This is a genomic window from [Mycobacterium] fortunisiensis (assembly GCF_019050325.1).
Classification (GTDB): domain Bacteria; phylum Actinomycetota; class Actinomycetes; order Mycobacteriales; family Mycobacteriaceae; genus Mycobacterium; species Mycobacterium fortunisiensis.
Genome location: NZ_VOMB01000016.1, coordinates 340,117 through 357,017 on the forward strand (window position 1 = coordinate 340,117; position 16,901 = coordinate 357,017).

General features: G+C 67.6%; 13 protein-coding genes. 9 read left to right on the plus strand and 4 right to left on the minus strand.

What is annotated here, in order from left to right; genetic code table 11:
• Window positions 1–33: 33 nt before the first annotated feature.
• Window positions 34–597: an alpha/beta fold hydrolase gene (locus FR943_RS11925; RefSeq protein WP_217157205.1), complete on the plus strand. Its 564-nt coding sequence runs from the start codon at window positions 34–36 to the stop codon at window positions 595–597.
• 13 nt (window positions 598–610) lie between these two features.
• Here the strand turns inward: FR943_RS11925 and ngg are convergent, their stop codons facing one another.
• Together ngg and FR943_RS11935 are read right to left on the minus strand one after the other, a co-directional pair.
• Window positions 611–2,407: an N-acetylglutaminylglutamine synthetase gene (ngg, locus tag FR943_RS11930; RefSeq protein ID WP_217157207.1), complete on the minus strand. Its 1,797-nt coding sequence runs from the start codon at window positions 2,405–2,407 to the stop codon at window positions 611–613.
• On the minus strand, window positions 2,404–4,209 hold the full coding sequence (locus tag FR943_RS11935) for an N-acetylglutaminylglutamine amidotransferase (RefSeq protein WP_217157209.1): 1,806 nt from the start codon (window positions 4,207–4,209) through the stop codon (window positions 2,404–2,406). Before FR943_RS11935 ends, ngg begins: the two co-directional genes overlap by 4 nt.
• 97 nt (window positions 4,210–4,306) lie before the next feature.
• On the opposite strand from FR943_RS11935, the gene FR943_RS11940 reads away from it, so the two are divergent.
• From FR943_RS11940 to nicT, 8 genes are all read left to right on the plus strand, one after another.
• Window positions 4,307–7,630, plus strand: coding sequence for a DEAD/DEAH box helicase (locus FR943_RS11940; RefSeq protein WP_217157219.1), 3,324 nt, complete (start codon window positions 4,307–4,309; stop codon window positions 7,628–7,630).
• A gap of 159 nt (window positions 7,631–7,789) precedes the next feature.
• Window positions 7,790–9,157: a glutamine synthetase family protein gene (locus FR943_RS11945; RefSeq protein WP_217157222.1), complete on the plus strand. Its 1,368-nt coding sequence runs from the start codon at window positions 7,790–7,792 to the stop codon at window positions 9,155–9,157.
• A 37-nt stretch (window positions 9,158–9,194) separates the two neighbouring features.
• A complete protein-coding gene (locus FR943_RS11950; RefSeq protein WP_217157224.1) occupies window positions 9,195–9,914 on the plus strand; it encodes a gamma-glutamyl-gamma-aminobutyrate hydrolase family protein in 720 nt (239 codons plus the stop codon).
• Window positions 9,911–11,278: an aldehyde dehydrogenase family protein gene (locus FR943_RS11955; protein WP_217157226.1), complete on the plus strand. Its 1,368-nt coding sequence runs from the start codon at window positions 9,911–9,913 to the stop codon at window positions 11,276–11,278. The genes FR943_RS11950 and FR943_RS11955 overlap by 4 nt, the downstream gene beginning before the upstream one ends.
• A gap of 11 nt (window positions 11,279–11,289) precedes the next feature.
• Window positions 11,290–12,063 (plus strand): 3-oxoacyl-ACP reductase, encoded by a 774-nt coding sequence (locus FR943_RS11960; RefSeq protein WP_217157228.1) that lies wholly within the window; start codon window positions 11,290–11,292, stop codon window positions 12,061–12,063.
• A gap of 14 nt (window positions 12,064–12,077) precedes the next feature.
• Window positions 12,078–12,809 carry a FadR/GntR family transcriptional regulator gene (locus tag FR943_RS11965; protein WP_217157229.1) on the plus strand — a complete coding sequence of 244 codons (732 nt, stop codon included), beginning with the start codon at window positions 12,078–12,080 and terminating at the stop codon, window positions 12,807–12,809.
• Window positions 12,810–12,958: 149 nt separating this feature from the next.
• Window positions 12,959–13,297 (plus strand): ArsR/SmtB family transcription factor, encoded by a 339-nt coding sequence (locus tag FR943_RS11970; RefSeq protein WP_372448135.1) that lies wholly within the window; start codon window positions 12,959–12,961, stop codon window positions 13,295–13,297.
• Window positions 13,298–13,355: 58 nt separating this feature from the next.
• Complete coding sequence (gene nicT, locus FR943_RS11975; RefSeq protein WP_217157233.1) at window positions 13,356–14,450, plus strand: Nickel transporter NicT; 1,095 nt, start codon at window positions 13,356–13,358, stop codon at window positions 14,448–14,450.
• Window positions 14,451–14,461: 11 nt separating this feature from the next.
• Here the strand turns inward: nicT and mtr are convergent, their stop codons facing one another.
• On the minus strand, window positions 14,462–15,856 hold the full coding sequence (gene mtr / locus FR943_RS11980) for a mycothione reductase (RefSeq protein ID WP_217157235.1): 1,395 nt from the start codon (window positions 15,854–15,856) through the stop codon (window positions 14,462–14,464).
• An 8-nt stretch (window positions 15,857–15,864) separates the two neighbouring features.
• Window positions 15,865–16,884: an alpha/beta hydrolase gene (locus FR943_RS11985; protein ID WP_217157237.1), complete on the minus strand. Its 1,020-nt coding sequence runs from the start codon at window positions 16,882–16,884 to the stop codon at window positions 15,865–15,867.
• Between the last annotated feature and the right edge of the window lie 17 nt (window positions 16,885–16,901).

A 16,901-nucleotide genomic window follows, 5' to 3' on the forward strand; every position in this document is an offset into this window, starting at 1 on the left:
CGCCCGACGAGTCGGGACGGTAGGTTGGTCCGAATGCTCACCACCGTGACGACGATCGACGGGTTCTCCACGCCCGTCGACGTCTCAGGGCCGGAGCGGGGTTCGACGGTGGTGGTGCTCAGCGCCGGCCATCACGGCCCCGCCGCCTACGGGGCGATCTGTCAACGGCTGCACACCGCGTCGCTGCGCACGGTGATCATCGGGCCCGATCCGCGACTCACCGCAAAATCCGTGGTCGACATCCTCGACTCGCTCGACATCAAATGGGCGCTGCTGGTGGGTGACCGACTCGGCGGCGAACTCGCCTGGCACCTCGCCGCGACCCGGCTGGACAAGTTCACCGGTCTGGTCGTGGTGGATCGAGGCCATCCGCGCGTCGCCGACGCCACCGGCGTAATCCGCGACGACAACTGCCCGCCCGTGGAGATGAACACCACCGTGCTGGTCAGCACGCCGGCCGCGCGGGCCGTGGCCAAGGCCAGTCAGCGCTACGTGTACGGCGATTTCCGGTTGGTCGAGATGCCGGGCCGGCGCAATGCCGGCGATTCGACCGCCCAACTGGCGGCCGAGATCGTGCTGCGCACCAGCAGTTGGTGAGCAGCGCGGACGCTCAGTCAGCCGCCTCCGAAGGTGTCCAGGCTTGCGGCAACCCCGGCTGCTGCGGGAACAGGAAATCCACGAAGGCCGCCGCAGTGGGCTGGGGCTCGTGATTGGCCAGACCCGGGCGCTCGTTGGCCTCGATGAACACATATTCGCGGCCCGTGACATCGGGCACCAGGAGGTCGATGCCGGTCACCGGAATCCCGATCGCCTCGGCTGCGGCCACCGCGACCCGGCACAGTTCGGGATTCACCTCCGCGGTGACATCGTGAATCGTCCCGCCCTGGTGCAGGTTGGCCGTCCGTCGCACCCGCAGGCGCACCCCCTCGGGCAGCACGTCGTCGAATGACCAGCCGGCTTCGGCGACGGTGGCCTTCGTGACATCGTCGATCGGGATGCGTGATTCGCCACCGGTGGCGGCCGAGCGGCGCCGAGACTGCGTCTCGATCAGCTCCCGCACGGTGTGTTTGCCGGTGCCGACCACCTCGGCGGGTTTGCGAATGGCCGATGCCACCACCTTGCCGTCGATCACCACCAGGCGAAGGTCGTCGCCGGGCGCGCGCTGCTCGATCAGCACTTCGGGGTGCTGCTCACGGGCCCGGTGCAGGGCCGCGTCCAACTCGTCGTCACTGTCCACCCCGACGGTGATTCCCTTGCCCTGTTCGCCGCGGGTGGGCTTGACCACCACGTCGCCGACCTCGGCCAGAAAGTCGTGGTCCTCGTGGTCGAAGGTGGCCAAGCGGCCCTTGGGTACCGAGATGCCGGCATCGGAGACGATGCGCCGGGTCTGACGCTTGTCGTCGCAGCGGGCCATCGCCACCGCAGAGGTGAACTCCGACAGCGACTCTCGGGTGATGACGCTGCGCCCACCGTGCGACAACCGCATCTCGCCGGCGCCGGCGTCGAGCACCTCGACCCGGATGCCCCGCCGCATCGCCTCGTCGGCGATGATGCGTGCATACGGATTCAGATCGTCCACCGTCTCCGGCGGATGGGTGAACAGCGGCTCGTTGATCGCGTTCTTACGTTTGACGGCCAGCACCGGCACCCGATGGAAGCCCAGTTTTTCGTACAGTCCGATCGCGGCCGAATTGTCATGGGCCACAGAAAGGTCCATGTAGGCGCGGCCCCGCTCGCGGAAAATTCCGGCCAGCGTGCGGGTCAGCGCTTCGCCGACGCCGGGCAGGCCGGCGGCCGGGTCCACCGCCAGGCTCCACAGACTCGACCCGTCCTCAGGATCGGCGAACAACCGTTTGTGGTCGACACCGGTGACCGTGCCCACCACCGAGCCGTCGTCATCGCGCACCGCCACCAGGTAGACCACTGCCGGGGTCAGGGTGTGGTTGTGCCAGATGACGTCGACGGGGCCGGGGACCATGCCGCAGCGCACATACACCCGGTTCATCGCGTCGGCGTCCATCGGCGTCTGCAACGTCCGCACGGTGAACCCGACGGGTTCGGCGGCGGTGAGGTCGTCGGTGAACCGCAACCGGTAGGTGTGGCTGGGGTCGATGAACAACTCGGCGGGGGAGCGGGCCACCAGGACGTGCGATTCGCGGGCGTAGATGCAGATGTCGCGCCGCCCCGGCCCCTCCTGCTGCAGCACCTCGGCGAGCTGTTCGGGGTCGGCGAATGTCTGTCCGAAAATCAGTCGGCCCCAACCCAGTTCGAGCACCACATCGTCGGCCATGGCGTCCACCAGGTGCTGGGGGGAGGCATCGTGCAGGCCGAGGGTGATCGCCTCGGTGTGATCGGGGTGATCGGGGTGCAACGACGGTGCCGACGCGTCGTGCTCGGTGGCGGTCACGCCGCGCCTCCCGTCACGCCGTGACGTTGCAGCCACAACTCCAGCAGGGCGATCTGCCACAGCTCGTTGCCCCGCAAGGGCGTCAGCCTGCCGTTCGGATCGGCCAACAGCCGGTCGACGGCCTCTGGGCGAAACAGGCCGCGCTCCTTGGCTTCCGGGGCATACAGTGCATCGCGGACCAGGTCCAGGTACGGACCCTCCAGGTGGGTGAGCGCCGGAACCGGGAAGTACCCCTTGGGACGATCGATCACCGCTGCCGGAACCACCCGCCGCGCAGCCTGTTTGAGCACACCCTTGCCGCCATGGGCGGTTTTCAGGTCGGGCGGGCAGGTGGCGGCGAGCTCGACGAGTTCGTGGTCCAGGAAGGGCACCCGGCCCTCCAGCCCCCACGCCATGGTCATGTTGTCCACCCGCTTGACCGGATCGTCGACCAACATCACCGTGGTGTCGAGCCGCAATGCGCGATCCACACCGGTCTGTGCCCCGGCCGCGGCGAAGTGATCGGTGACGAACACCCCGCTGGGATCCCCGTCGGCCCGATATGCCTCGCTGATCAGGGCGGCCACCCCGGTGCTGTCGCGGTCGAAGAAGGCACCGCGATAGCCGGCGACCGCCCCATCAAGCTCGGCCGCGGCGGGCTCGGCCATCGGCGGGTACCAGTGGTATCCGGCGAACACCTCGTCGGCGCCCTGCCCGGACTGCACCACCTTGACGTGTTTGGCCACCTCTTGGCTGAGCAGATAGAAGGCCACACAGTCGTGGCTGACCATCGGCTCGCTCATGGCGCCGATCGCCCCGTCGAGTGCGGGCAGCATGCGGTCGGTGCCGATCCGGATCTGATGGTGGTCGGTCTCGAAGCGCTCGGCGATGATGTCGGAGTACTTGAACTCGTCGCCGGCCACCCCGCCCACCGATTCGAATCCGATCGAGAAGGTGGACAGGCCGTGCTGGCCGGCCTCGGCGAGCAGCCCGACGATGAGGCTCGAATCGACCCCGCCGGACAGCAGGCAGCCGACCGGCACATCGGCCACCAGCCGGCGCTCGACGGCGCGCCGCAGTGACTCCAGGACCGCGTCCTCCCAGTCCTTTTCCGACCAGTCGGCGCGATCGGCGTGCCGGGTGAAGTCCGGCGACCAGTAGACCGTCGTGTGGCGGCTGCCGTCGGGTTCGATCGCGACGATCGAGGCCGGCGGCACCTTCTTGATGCCGCGCAGGATCGTCAACGGGGGCGGCACCACCGAATGGAACGTCAGGTAGTGATGCAGTGCGATCGGGTCGATCCGGGTGTCCACACCGCCGGCGGCCAGCAGGGCCGGCAGCGTCGAGGCGAACCGGATCCGGTGGGCGTCGGAGGTGATGTAGAGGGGCTTGATCCCCAGCCGGTCGCGGCCCAGTAGCACCCGGCCGGTGTCCCGTTCGACGATCGCGAACGCGAACATCCCCATCAGGTGCTCGACGAACCGGTCACCCCAGTGGTGATAGGCCTTGAGCAGCACCTCGGTATCGCTGTGCGAGAAGAAGCGGTAGCCGTGCCCGGACAGTTCCCGGCGCAGCTCCTGGTAGTTGTAGATGCAGCCGTTCCAGCAAACGGCCAATCCCAGTTCGGGATCGACCATCGGCTGAGCGCCTGCTTCGGTCAGGTCAATGATTTTCAGGCGGCGATGGCCCAGCGCGACCCGGCCTTGCGACCACACACCGGCCGCATCCGGACCCCTGGGCGCCATCGCGTCTGCCATGGCCGCCACCCCGGAAATATCCGGTGTCCGGCCATCGAGACGCACCTCTCCGGCGGCTCCACACATCAGTTCGACCCTACACAGAAACTGCTGTCGGTGTCTCACCCGAGGTGTGTCGGGGGTGAAAACAGAACATGTCGGTGAGTAGCCCTATCCTCCTCGCATGGGGCCTGGATTCGGCTTCGGCATAGCCCGCGACGAGCTGATTCGTGACTTTGGCGCGCAGTCGACAGTTCGCGGTGAACGGTATGCGGCCGAAGGCCGGGTCCGTGACGTCGAGTTCGACGAGGACGCCCGGCTGCTGCGTGGACGGTGTGTGGGTTCGCATGCTCAGCTGTACGTCCTTGAGGTAGGTCTGTCGCAGGGCAGCCGCGCGGTCGTGGAATGGGCCCTGTGTTCATGCCCGGTGGGCTCGTTCTGCAAACATGCCGTCGCCCTGGTGCTGACGGCGTTCCCCGCGGCTGCGTCACAGCCCCCGGTGGAGCGGTGGCGCTACCTGCTCGACCGGGTGCTCGACGAGTTGGCTGTTCCCGAAGACGGTGGCAAACCGATCGCGCTGGAGTTCTCCGTCGGTGCGCCGACCCGGTACCGGCCCGGGACGCTGCTGATGGTGCGGCCACTGACCCTGGGGAAACGAGGCACGTGGATCACCCGGGCGTTGACGTGGCGGCGGCTCGTCGACCACCCCGAGCCGGGCGAGTTCGAGCCGGGCCAGTACCGGGCGGTCCGGGCCCTGATCGCGGATCTCGAGCGGTACACCCAGCCGCACGGTGGTGAGGCCATGGTGCTCAACGGGATGCCGGGCACCCTGTGGCCCCGGCTCGACGAGGTGCTCGAAGCCGGGGTGACCGTGCTGGCCGACGCTGCCAGCGGGATCCGTGCCGTCGAGCTGATCAAGAATGTCCACCTGCGGCTGGACTTTGCCACCGAGGGCGACGGCGCGGTGATGTCGGTCGCGATGATCGTCGACGGGCAGGAGCACGATGCCGAAGGGGTGGGGCTGATCGGCATGCCGGCTCCGCACGGGATGTTCCAGGTGGTCGATTCCGTGCTGCGACTGGGCGCGTTCGATCCGATGCCCGGCCGCACCATGGCCGAGCTTCTCGGCCACCACGAACAGGTGCACATCCCCGCCGACATGGCCCGCGAGCTGGCGGTCGACATCCTGCCGCGGCTGGCCCACAGCGTGGACATGGAGGTCGCCGACAGTCTGTTCGTCCCGCCGACCATCACCGGCCCGGTTCCGCTGCTCACCGTGAAGGTCGTCGACGGCGGTGCGCGCGCTTTCTGGAGTACCCGCTACCACGTCAACGATCAGCACCACGACTTCGATCCGACGTCGGCACCCGGGGTGGTCGGATACCGCGATGCCCGCGCCGAGGCATCGGCGTGGCAACGCGTGCTGCCCGCCGTGCAGGCGGTCGCTGCAGCCGCTGCGGATTGGAAACGTCAAGCGACGCAGCACGTCAACCGCCGGATTTCGGCGACGCTGGATGCCGAGGCGGTCCACGAGATGCGTGCCGTCGTCAACGCCGCGAGCGCCCTGGACGCGGTCGCGGTGGCATCGCAGCGCACGCTGCTGGGTGGGGTGAACCTCACCCTGGTCGAGGCCGCGGTGCTGTGTGGGCAGACGCTGCCCCAGTTGGACTGCTATCCGGATCTGGTCGTCGACACCGACGAGACGTACCGTGCCGCGACCACCGACCCGCTGGTGTCGTTCTCCGGCGATCCCTCGGTCTCCGGTGACTGGTTCGGCCTGAACATCACTGTGCGGGTCGACGGTGAGACAGTGGCACTGGCCGAGGTCATCCGTGAATTGTCCGCGGGCGCAACGCACATGCTGCTGCCGTCGGGGATGTACTTCCGGTTGGACACCCCCGAGCTGGTCCGGTTGCGGGCCCTGCTCGACGAGGCGCGTGCGCTCGGCGAAATCGACGGCGACCGCGCCCATTCCGCGTCGCTGAACATCACGCTGTGGGACGAACTGCTCGAGCTCGGGGTGGTCGACGAACAGCTCGCCCGGTGGCGGGGCAACCTGGCCCGGCTCGCCACCGCCCGGCCGCCGGTGCCCGTCGTGCCGCCCGAAGACCTCGCCGCGGAGTTGCGTGACTACCAGCGCGACGGGCTGAACTGGTTGTCGTTCCTGTGGGACAACGGTATCGGCGGGATCCTCGCCGATGACATGGGTCTGGGAAAGACGGTGCAGACACTGGCCCTCATCGCCCGGGCCGTGGCCGCCGGCGCGGGCAAGTTCCTGGTGGTGGCTCCGACCAGCGTGGCGCGCAACTGGCTGGCGGAATGCCGCAAGTTCACCCCGGGCCTGACCGCGGTGGTGATCACCTCCACCGAGGCTCGCGCCGCGGTGAGTCTGGCCGAGCGGGTGGCCGCGGCCGACATCGTGGTGACCTCCTACACCCTGCTGCGCATGGACGTTGCGGCCTATGCGCAGATCCAGTGGGCCGGAATGGTTCTCGACGAGGCCCAGTTCGTGAAGAACCACCACAGCAAGACGCATCAGAGTGCCCGGTTGCTCGATGTGCCGTTCAAGTTGGCGATCACCGGTACTCCGATGGAGAACAACTTGCTGGAGCTGTGGTCGCTGCTGTCGATCACCGTGCCCGGGCTGTTCCCCTCGCCGAAGGTGTTCGACACGTACTTCCGCAAGCCGATCGAATCGGGGGAGGCCGACGATCGGCTGCCGGTGCTGCGCCGACGGGTCAAGCCGGTGTTGCTGCGCCGTACGAAAGGTCAGGTGCTCACCGAGCTGCCCCCCAAGAGCGAACAGGTGCTCACCATCGGCCTGAGCGCCAAGCACCGCAAGATCTACGACGCCCGGCTCGCCCGGGAGCGACAGAAAGTCTTGGGGCTGCTGGGTGATTGGGAGAAGAACCGCTTCCAGATCTTTCGATCGCTGACCCTGCTGAGGCAGCTGAGCCTGCATCCGGGTCTGGTCGACGACGGCGCGCAGGCGGTGGGTTCGGCCAAGGTCGACTTCCTCGTCGAACAGCTCGACCAGCTGGTCGTCGAGGGCCACAGCGCGCTGGTGTTCAGCCAGTTCACCGGCTTCCTCGCCATCGTGCGGGCACACCTTGACGCCGCCGGGATCGCCTACAGCTACCTGGACGGTTCGGTGGACTCCGAGGGCCGGGCGGCGGCGATCGAGGACTTCGGCACCGGGGCCAGGCAGGTGTTCCTGATCAGCCTCAAGGCGGGCGGGTTCGGGCTCAACCTCACCACCGCGGACTACTGCTTCCTGTGCGACCCGTGGTGGAGCCCGGCGGCCGAGGCCCAGGCCGTCGACCGCGCCCACCGGATCGGGCAGACCCGCCCGGTGACCGTCTACCGGCTGGTTTCGGAGAACACCATCGAGGAGAAAGTGGTGGCCCTGCAGGAGCGCAAGCGGGCCCTGTTCGCCGCGGTTGTCGACGAGGGGGAGCTGTTCGGTTCGGCGATCACCGCCTCCGACATCCGCGAGTTGCTCGGGTGAGCGGTGCGTCACCGGTTGAGTGCTATTGGTCGGCTACCCTACCTTTGATGCGTGACAAATCATGCCAATCGCAGGCACGATCGTCACGTCGTCGACGAAGCCAATGGTCGGCTGGGAGTCAGGTTGGCCGGCGGGTCCCACGCTCCAGGAGGATGCGCAATGAGCCAGAACCCCGGCATGCTGACCCGGGCCGAGCTGGAGCAGATGGTGGCCGCCGGCGAGGTAGACACCGTCGTCGTAGCCTTCTGCGATATGCAGGGCCGGCTGACCGGCAAACGGGTTTCGGGCCGGTTGTTCGTCGAGGAGGTCGCCGCCCACGGCTCGGAGTGCTGCAACTATCTGCTGGCCGTCGACGTCGACATGAACACCGTCGCCGGCTACTCGATGTCCAATTGGGACACCGGCTATGGCGACATGGTGATGACCGCCGACTTCTCGACGCTCCGGTTGATTCCCTGGCTGCCTGGGACCGCATTGGTGATGGCCGATCTTTCGTGGCTCGACGGCAACCCCGTGCAGCAGGCGCCGCGCAGCATCCTCAACTGCCAGATCGACCGCCTGGCCGAGCGCGGCCTGGTGCCCTACGTCGGCACCGAGCTGGAATTCATGGTCTTCGACAACACCTTCCGCGAGGCCTGGGCTGCGGGCTACCGAGACCTCACCCCGGCCTCCGATTACAACGTCGACTACGCCATGCACGCCTCCACGCGGATGGAGCCGCTGCTGCGGGACATCCGGGTGGGCATGGAAGGGGCCGGGCTGTACTGCGAGGGCGTCAAGGGAGAGTGCAACCGCGGTCAGCAGGAAATCGCGTTCCGCTATGACCATGCGAGGGTCACCTGCGACAACCACACCATCTATCGCAACGGCGCCAAGGAGATCGCCGATCAACACGGCAAGAGCCTGACGTTCATGGCGAAATTCGATGAGCGCGAGGGCAACAGCTGCCATATCCACATCTCGCTGCGCGCCGACGACGGATCGCCGGTATTCGCCGACGAGGCCGGTCCGCACGGCATGTCGCCGATGTTTCGTAGCTTCGTGGCGGGCCAGTTGGCAACTCTGCGCGAGCTGACGCTGTGCTATGCCCCGAACATCAACTCCTACAAGAGATTTTCCGACGGCAGCTTTGCGCCGACCGCGGTGGCGTGGGGACTGGACAATCGCACCTGTGCGTTGCGGGTGGTCGGCCACGGACTCGGCATGCGGGTGGAATGCCGGGCGCCCGGCGGCGACGTCAACCAGTATTTGGCCGTATCAGCGCTCATCGCCGGCGGTCTCTACGGTATCGACCACGAGCTGGAACTGCCCGCTGCGCTGGCCGGAAACGCCTATGCCAGTGGGGCTCAACGACTGCCCACGACGCTGGCCGAGGCGGCCGAGTTGTTCGAGAAGTCCGAGGTGGCGCGGATGGCGTTCGGCGACGACGTCGTCGAGCACTACTTGAACAACGCACGCGTCGAACTGGCAGCGTTCAACGCCGCGGTGACCGATTGGGAAAGGGTGCGTGGCTTTGAACGGCTCTGATGTGGACACGGCCGGAGCTGCTCGCCCGGTGATCGGGATGACGACCTATCTGCAACAGGCGCAGACCGGGGTGTGGGATGTGCGCGCCAGCTTCCTGCCGCAGATCTACTTCGAAGGCGTCACCCGCGCCGGCGGGATCGCCGTCCTGCTGCCGCCGCAACCGGTCGACCCCGGCATCGCCGGCCGGGTGCTGGCCCGCATCGACGGGTTGGTCATCACCGGCGGCCCGGACGTCGACCCGGCACGCTACGGACACCAGCCGCATCCGAGCACCAACGAGCCGGCCACCGAGCGTGACGAGTGGGAGTTCGCTCTGCTGGAAGCCGCGCTGCGGCAGGGCATTCCGGTACTCGGCGTGTGCCGGGGCGCACAGGTGCTCAATGCGGCCTCCGGTGGCACGCTGCACCAGCATCTGCCCGACGTCATCGGGCACACCCACCACCAGAAGGGCAACGCGGTGTTCGGTACGTCGGAGGTGCGTACCGTGCCCGGCACCAGGCTGGCTGCGCTGATCGGGGCAACATCCGACGCGCAGTGCTATCACCACCAGGCCATCGACCGGGTCGGCGCGGGGTTGGTGGTCAGTGCCCGTGACAGCGACGGCGTGATCGAGGCGGTCGAACGGGACCCCGCGTTGCCGGGAGACGCCTTCGTCCTCGGCGTGCAATGGCACCCCGAGGAGAGCCTCGATGACCTCCGGTTGTTCACCGCTGTGGTCGAGGCCGCCAGAACCTATGCGACAGAGAGGGCTTCATGACATCCAGCGAGGTCGTCAACCCGGCCACCGAGCAGGTGCTGACCAGCATCGACCTGCTGGATGTGGCGGCGGTCGACGACGCGGTGGCCCGGGCGGCCGAGGTGCAGCGCACGTGGGCCCGGTGGGCGCCGGCCGAGCGGGCCGCTGCGTTGCGTTCCTTCGCCGCCGTCGTCGACGCCCACGTCGACGAACTGGCCGCCCTCGAGGTCGCCAACTCGGGGCATCCGATCGGGCAGGCCGAATGGGAAGCCGGCCATGTCCGGGACGTGCTGCAGTTCTACTCGGCGACCCCGGAACGATTGAGCGGCAAGCAGATCCCGGTGGCCGGCGGCCTGGACGTGACGTTCAACGAGCCGCTGGGCGTGGTCGGGGTGATCACGCCGTGGAACTTCCCGATGACGATCGCCTCGTGGGGCTTTGCCCCGGCGCTGGCCGCCGGTAACGCGGTGGTGCTCAAACCCGCCGAGTGGACGCCGTTGACCAGCATTCGGCTGGGGGAGCTCGCCATCGAATCGGGGTTGCCGCCAGGGCTTTTCCAGGTCCTGCCGGGCAAGGGCGCGGTGGTCGGGGAGCGCTTCGTCACCCACCCGGGGGTGCGCAAGGTGGTGTTCACCGGTTCGACCGAGGTGGGTACGCGGGTGATGGCAGGGGCGGCCGTCCACATCAAGCGGGTCACGCTGGAACTGGGCGGCAAGAGCGCCAACATCGTGTTCGACGATTGCGACCTCGAGCAGGCGGCAGCCGCGGCCCCGTCGGGCGTCTTCGACAACGCCGGGCAGGACTGCTGTGCCCGCAGCCGGATCCTGGTGCAGCGCAGCGTCTATGAACGTTTTATGGAGCTGTTCGAGCCGGCCGTCAAGGCCGTGACGGTCGGGGATCCCACCGCCCGCGACACCGAGATGGGTCCGCTGGTGTCGCGCCCACACTGGGAGTCAGTGTCGTCCTACGTCCCCGACGACGCGCCGGTGGCATTCCGCGGATCTGCCCCCAGTGGCCCGGGGTTCTGGTTCCCGCCGACGGTGTTGACGCCACAGCGCAACGACCGCACGGTCACCGACGAGATCTTCGGCCCGGTGGTCACCGTGTTGCCGTTCGACGACGAGGCCGACGCCATCGCCCTGGCCAACAACACCCCCTACGGCTTGTCCGGTTCGATCTGGACCGACAACCTGTCGCGGGCCCTGCGGGTGTCGCGGGCGGTGGAATCGGGCAATCTCAGTGTCAATTCACACTCCTCGGTGCGCTACAACACCCCGTTCGGTGGTTTCAAGCAGTCCGGCCTGGGCCGCGAACTCGGGCCCGATGCCCCGCTGTCGTTCACCGAGACCAAGAACGTCTTCATCGCCGTCCGAGACTCGCAGTAGAGGAGCTATAGATGGATCTGACCCAGCGCCTGGCCGGCAAGGTGGCCGTCATCACCGGCGGCGCCGGCGGCATCGGCCTGGCCACCGGCCGGCGGTTGCGTGCCGAGGGCGCCACGATCGTGGTGGGCGACATCGACCCCACCACGGGCGAGGCCGCCGCCGAGGAACTCGACGGGTTGTTCGTGGCTGTCGACGTCGCCGAGCAGGCCCAGGTCGACCACCTCTTCGATACCGCGGCAGCGACTTTCGGCTCAGTCGACATCGCATTCAACAATGCCGGGATCTCGCCGCCCGAGGATGACCTGATCGAGACCACCGAGCTGCCCGCCTGGCAGCGGGTACAGGACATCAACCTCAAGTCGGTGTACCTGTCGTGCCGGGCAGCGCTGCGGCACATGGTCCCGGCGGGTAAGGGATCCATCATCAACACCGCCTCGTTCGTGGCGGTGATGGGCTCGGCCACCTCCCAGATCTCCTACACCGCATCCAAGGGCGGGGTGCTGGCGATGTCGCGCGAGCTGGGTGTGCAGTACGCGCGCCAGGGAATCCGGGTCAACGCGCTGTGCCCCGGCCCGGTGAACACGCCACTGCTGCAGGAACTGTTCGCCAAGGACCCCGAGCGCGCCGCGCGCCGGTTGGTGCACATCCCGGTGGGCCGGTTCGCCGAGCCCGAGGAGTTGGCCGCCGCGGTGGCGTTCCTGGCCAGTGACGACGCGTCGTTCATCACCGGGTCGACGTTCCTGGTCGACGGCGGTATCAGCTCGGCCTACGTCACGCCGCTGTGAGGCCTCGGTAGACGATGACCGCACAATCGGACCCGCAGCCCGCCGGCGAGACCGCGGACGCCCTGCTGCGACCCGTTCGTCTGGGTAACGCATTCGAGGACACCGTCGCCCGGCTGCTGGAGACGATTCGGCTCGGGGTGCTCGGTCCGGGGGAGTCGCTGCCGCCCGAACGGGAACTCGCGGTTCGGCTGGGGGTCAGCCGCGACACGGTCCGCGAGGCGATCAAATCGCTGGCCGATGCCGGGTATCTGGTGTCCAAGCGTGGCCGGTACGGCGGCACTTTCCTGGCTGCCGAGTTGCCCAGGCAGGCCGCCGACGGGCCGAGGGCGACGCGCGAGGAGATCGACGACGCGTTGCGGTTGCGCGAGATTCTGGAGGTCGGAGCGGCCCGGATGGCTGCCGCGCGAAGCCTGAGCGCGACCGAGCGGGATGGATTGAAGGCACGGTTGGCCGATGTCTGTGCGGCCGAGCCCGACGACTACCGACGGCTGGATTCGCGGCTGCATCTGGCCATCGCCGAGGCCGCCGGATCACCGTCACTGGTGCCACTGGTCGCCGAGAACCGGATGCGGCTCAACGCCCTGCTGGATCAGATCCCACTGCTGCCACGTAACATCGCGCACTCCGACACCCAACATGAGCAGATCGTCGCCGCGATTCTCGCCGGCGACGGTGAGGGGGCCGCGGCGGCCATGCTGGCCCACGTCGGTGGATCGTCGGCGTTGCTGCACGGTTTCCTGGACTGACCTGACCCCTCGCACCGCGAGCGTGCGTGTCTGTCACCCAACACGCCACAAAATGTCGGCGTTCTGCGCACGCTCGGACAGGCCGACCGAGCCTCGGACGCTGCGAGCCTCGTGCTCGCGAGATACCGGCACCGAGATCGCTCGGCTAGATTCGAACCGTGGGCCAGCCCGATAAAGACACCCAGGTCGCGCGCGCGTCGTCGGCTCTGTCTGATCTCGACACCAAGGCCTGGGCGCAGCGCTTCGACCTGTTGTCCGACCCGCACCGGCTGGAGATCCTACTGGGCCTGCACCGCGCCCCCGGCATCTGCGTCAGCGATCTCGCCGCGGCCCTGGGACGATCGGAAAATGCTGTTTCACAAGCACTTCGAGTATTGCGCGAGCAAGGGTGGGTGAGCTCGAAACGGGTGGGCCGAACGGTGAGCTACCGGCTTGAGGACACTGTCGTGCACGATCTGCTGCACTGGATCGGCGCAAGGCACAGCTGAGCGGCATCCTCATCTGTTTACCTGGACAGATATGGATGCCGCGGCCTACGCTCGGCCGATGAGCATCGGCGCGGCGCCCGAGAGCACAGCCACCACCCGCTTCGACCGCGTCGACTGGACGACGATTGCCGTCCTGGCCGCCGTGGTGGCGTTGTTGCACGTCATCGGTTGGGGCGTACTCATCTTCGGGGTGGCTCCCCAACACATCACCCTCGGGTCGGCAGGGGTTTTCGGCGTCGGGCTCGGCGTCACGGCGTACCTTCTCGGCGTACGGCACGGGTTCGACGCCGATCACATCGCCGTCATCGACAACACCACCCGCAAACTCGTCGGCGAAGGGACCCGGTCACTGTCGGCCGGGTTCTGGTTCTCGCTGGGGCATTCCAGCGTGGTGTTCGGGCTGGCGCTGTTGCTGGCGCTGGGGGTCCGCACGCTTGTGGGGCCGGTGCAGGACGAGGGGTCGCCGATGTTGCAAACCCTCGGGCTGATCGGGTCGTTGGTGGCCGGCACCTTCCTCATCCTGATCGGCTTGACGAATCTGGTGGCTGCGGTCGGGATTGCCAAAGTCTTCCGGTCCATGCGCAGCGGTGATTTCGACGAGGCCGAGCTGGAACGTCAATTGCACAACCGCGGCTTTCTGGCCCGACTGCTCGGGCGGGTGATGCGGCGGGTGAGTAAACCCTGGCACCTGTACCCGGTGGGTTTCCTGATGGGGCTGGGCTTCGACACCGCCAGCCAGGTGGCGTTGCTCGTGCTGGCGGCGGGCACCGCGGCCTTCACCCTGCCGTGGTACGCGGTGCTGGTGCTGCCGATCCTGTTCGCCGCGGGGATGAGCTTGTTCGACAGTCTGGACGGCATATTCATGGCCCGCGCCTACGGTTGGGCATTTCTGCGGCCGATCCGCAAGGTCTACTACAACCTGACGGTCACGGTGCTGTCCGTGATCGTCGCGCTCGTCGTCGGTGTCATCGTGCTGACCGGTCTCCTGGTGGAGCGGCTGGGAATCACCTCGGGTCCGCTCGCGGTGATCGGGTCGGCCGACCTGGAATTCGCCGGCTTCGCCATCGTCGGCCTGTTCGTGATCAGCTGGCTTGTCGCGCTGGGGATCTGGCGGTTCGGCCGGATCGAGGAGCGCTTCAGCGCCCGGGCCTGAGCCTTACCACGTCAGTCGACCAGCCCCAGCAGCGCGTTCTCGATCACCTCGGGCAGTGCGGGGTGGATCCAGTACTGGCCCCGGGCAACCTCTTTGGCGGTCTGGCCGAAACTCATCGCCTGGATCAGCGGCTGGATGATCGAGGAGGCCTGATAGCCCATGACGTGTGCGCCCAAGATCCTGCCGGTAGCACGATCGCCGATCAGCTTGGCGATGCCGGTGGTGTCCTCCATGGCCCAGCCGTAGGCGGTGTCGCCGTAGGCCTGAACCTTGGTGACGATGTCGTAGCCCTCGTCGCGGGCCTGGGTCTCGGTCAGGCCGACCGTGGCGATCTGCGGATCGGTGAACACCGCCGAGGGCACGAACCGGTGGTCGCTGCGCGCCATCGCCGCGGTGTCATCCCAATCGTGCAGCAGGTTCTCCCGGACCACCCGTGCCTCGTGGTTGGCGACATGCTTGAGCTGATAGTCCGACGACACATCCCCGAGCGCGAAAATCCCACGGGCCGTGGTCCGTTGGTACTCGTCAACGATCACCCGGCCATCCTCGTCGACCTCGACCCCGGCCAGTTCGGCATCGAGTAGGTCCCCGTTGGGAATCCGTCCGGTGGCCACCAGCAGCATGTCGGCAGGCAGGGTCTTGCCGTCGTCGAGTTCCAATACGACGGAATCGCCGCGCTGCTCTCCGGCGCGGAAGCCGATCACATTCTCATGCGTGCGCAGATCCCATTTCTGCGCGGCCAGCTCGTTGAACCGGTGGCATATCGTCTCGTCGCAGTGAGTGAGCAGACCGGCGCCACGCACCACGATGGTCACCCGCACACCCAGGGCCGAGAACACATGGGCGAACTCGGCGGAGACGAATCCGCCGCCCACGATCACCAGGTGTTCGGGCAGCTCGGGGATCCGCATGATGTCGTCGCTGGTGTAGTACGTCACCCCGCAGTCCACGATGGCCGGTGGGATGAACGTGCGCGACCCGGCAGCGATCACCACCTGATCGCTGCTGAATTCGTCGCCGGCCTCGGTGCGCAGCGTGTAGCGGCCGTCGGCGGTGGCGGGGCCGAACCGGGTGTGACCGGCGTACACCGTGATCTGCGGATCGTTGCGACGGTAGTCCTCGCCCCCGGCGGCGATCGGGTCGATGCGGCCGAAAACCCGTGACACCACGTCGGGCCAGCGCACCTTGTCGATGTGGGCGTCGATGCCGAACCTGGCGGCGTCGGCCACCGTGTTGGCGACCTCGGCGGCGTAGACGAACATCTTGGTGGGGATGCAGCCGACGTTGAGACAGGTGCCACCAAACGTGCCTTGCTCGCAGATCGCCACCTTCTTGCCCGCGTAACGCTCGTCGATGATGCTGTTGCCCGAGCCGGTGCCGATGATCGTCAGATCGTAGTGGTCCATGCGCATCCCTATCCGGAAGATGTTGTGCTCGGCCGGGTTTGCCGGCTCAGGTAGTAATCCAGCCACCGGTCCAGCTCACGGTAGGCCGCCTGCCTGGCCCCTGACACCGACAGGAACACATCGTGTTTGGCGTCGGTGACCGGCGCGACGGTGGAGTGGTTTCCCACGCAGCCGGACCACCGTGCGATCTGGCGGACGTCGAGCACCGCGTCGCCACGCTGCATCGCCGCAGGGTCGGAAGTCTCGGTGACGCTGCGGTCGGAGCGCAGGATCAGATTGGGTACCCCGACGTCCAGGCCGCGGTGCAGACGGGCCTGCCCGCGTCGGATGGCGTTGATCCAACCGAGCGTTATCGGGAAGCCGCCCAATGGTTTCCACTCCAGGTTGTAGTCGAACTCCCCGTCGTAGTCGCGATGCAGGGTGGTGCCGTAGCCGCCCTCGGTGGGCTTGCGGATCACCGACAGTTTTCGCAGTCGCGCCAGCGCGATCAGGGCGGCCGAGGTGGGCGCGGTGCGCAGGATCGCCGGTCCGTGCAGGTCGAAGAACGGACTGTTGAGGATCAGTCCGCCGACGCGATGGGAGGCCAGCTCACCACCGCGCCGCAACCGGTCGGTGAACAACGTCAGGATCAACCCGCCGGCCGAATGGCCGTAGAGACAGACCGAGGCGTTGTCGGTGTCGGTCGCGATCAGCGTCAGGGCCTGGCGCAGGATGGTGTCGTAGCGGGTCAGGTCGGTGGTGAAGTGTGGCGTCTGGCCGTCGTGCCGCGAACGCCCGCACTTCGGGAGGTCGAGGGCATAGAACGCGAAGCCACGCGCGGCGAAGTGATCGGCCAGCTCGGTGTGGAAGAAGTAGTCGGTGTAGCCGTGCAGGGCGAGCACGGCGTGGCCGGCGCCACCGCCGGGGCCGCGCCGCACCAGGGTGGCGACCAGGTGGCCCTCACCGTCGGGGTCGGGCCCCGCGTCGATGGTCTGCTGCCAGAACTCCGGCAGTACATCCGGCTCCCAGGTGGGCTCCCGTGACGTCACGGTTCCACCCTAGACGC

What these genes read in the sequence shown, in the direction of transcription:
- FR943_RS11925 (WP_217157205.1), top strand. Translation starts at nt 34, where the DNA reads ATGCTCACCACCGTGACGACGATCGACGGGTTCTCCACGCCCGTCGAC.
- FR943_RS11955 (WP_217157226.1), top strand. Translation starts at nt 9,911, where the DNA reads ATGACATCCAGCGAGGTCGTCAACCCGGCCACCGAGCAGGTGCTGACC.
- FR943_RS11935 (WP_217157209.1), bottom strand. Translation starts at nt 4,209, where the DNA reads ATGTGTGGAGCCGCCGGAGAGGTGCGTCTCGATGGCCGGACACCGGAT.
- FR943_RS11965 (WP_217157229.1), top strand. Translation starts at nt 12,078, where the DNA reads ATGACCGCACAATCGGACCCGCAGCCCGCCGGCGAGACCGCGGACGCC.
- FR943_RS11960 (WP_217157228.1), top strand. Translation starts at nt 11,290, where the DNA reads ATGGATCTGACCCAGCGCCTGGCCGGCAAGGTGGCCGTCATCACCGGC.
- nicT (WP_217157233.1), top strand. Translation starts at nt 13,356, where the DNA reads ATGAGCATCGGCGCGGCGCCCGAGAGCACAGCCACCACCCGCTTCGAC.
- mtr (WP_217157235.1), bottom strand. Translation starts at nt 15,856, where the DNA reads ATGGACCACTACGATCTGACGATCATCGGCACCGGCTCGGGCAACAGC.
- FR943_RS11940 (WP_217157219.1), top strand. Translation starts at nt 4,307, where the DNA reads ATGGGGCCTGGATTCGGCTTCGGCATAGCCCGCGACGAGCTGATTCGT.
- FR943_RS11945 (WP_217157222.1), top strand. Translation starts at nt 7,790, where the DNA reads ATGAGCCAGAACCCCGGCATGCTGACCCGGGCCGAGCTGGAGCAGATG.
- FR943_RS11950 (WP_217157224.1), top strand. Translation starts at nt 9,195, where the DNA reads ATGACGACCTATCTGCAACAGGCGCAGACCGGGGTGTGGGATGTGCGC.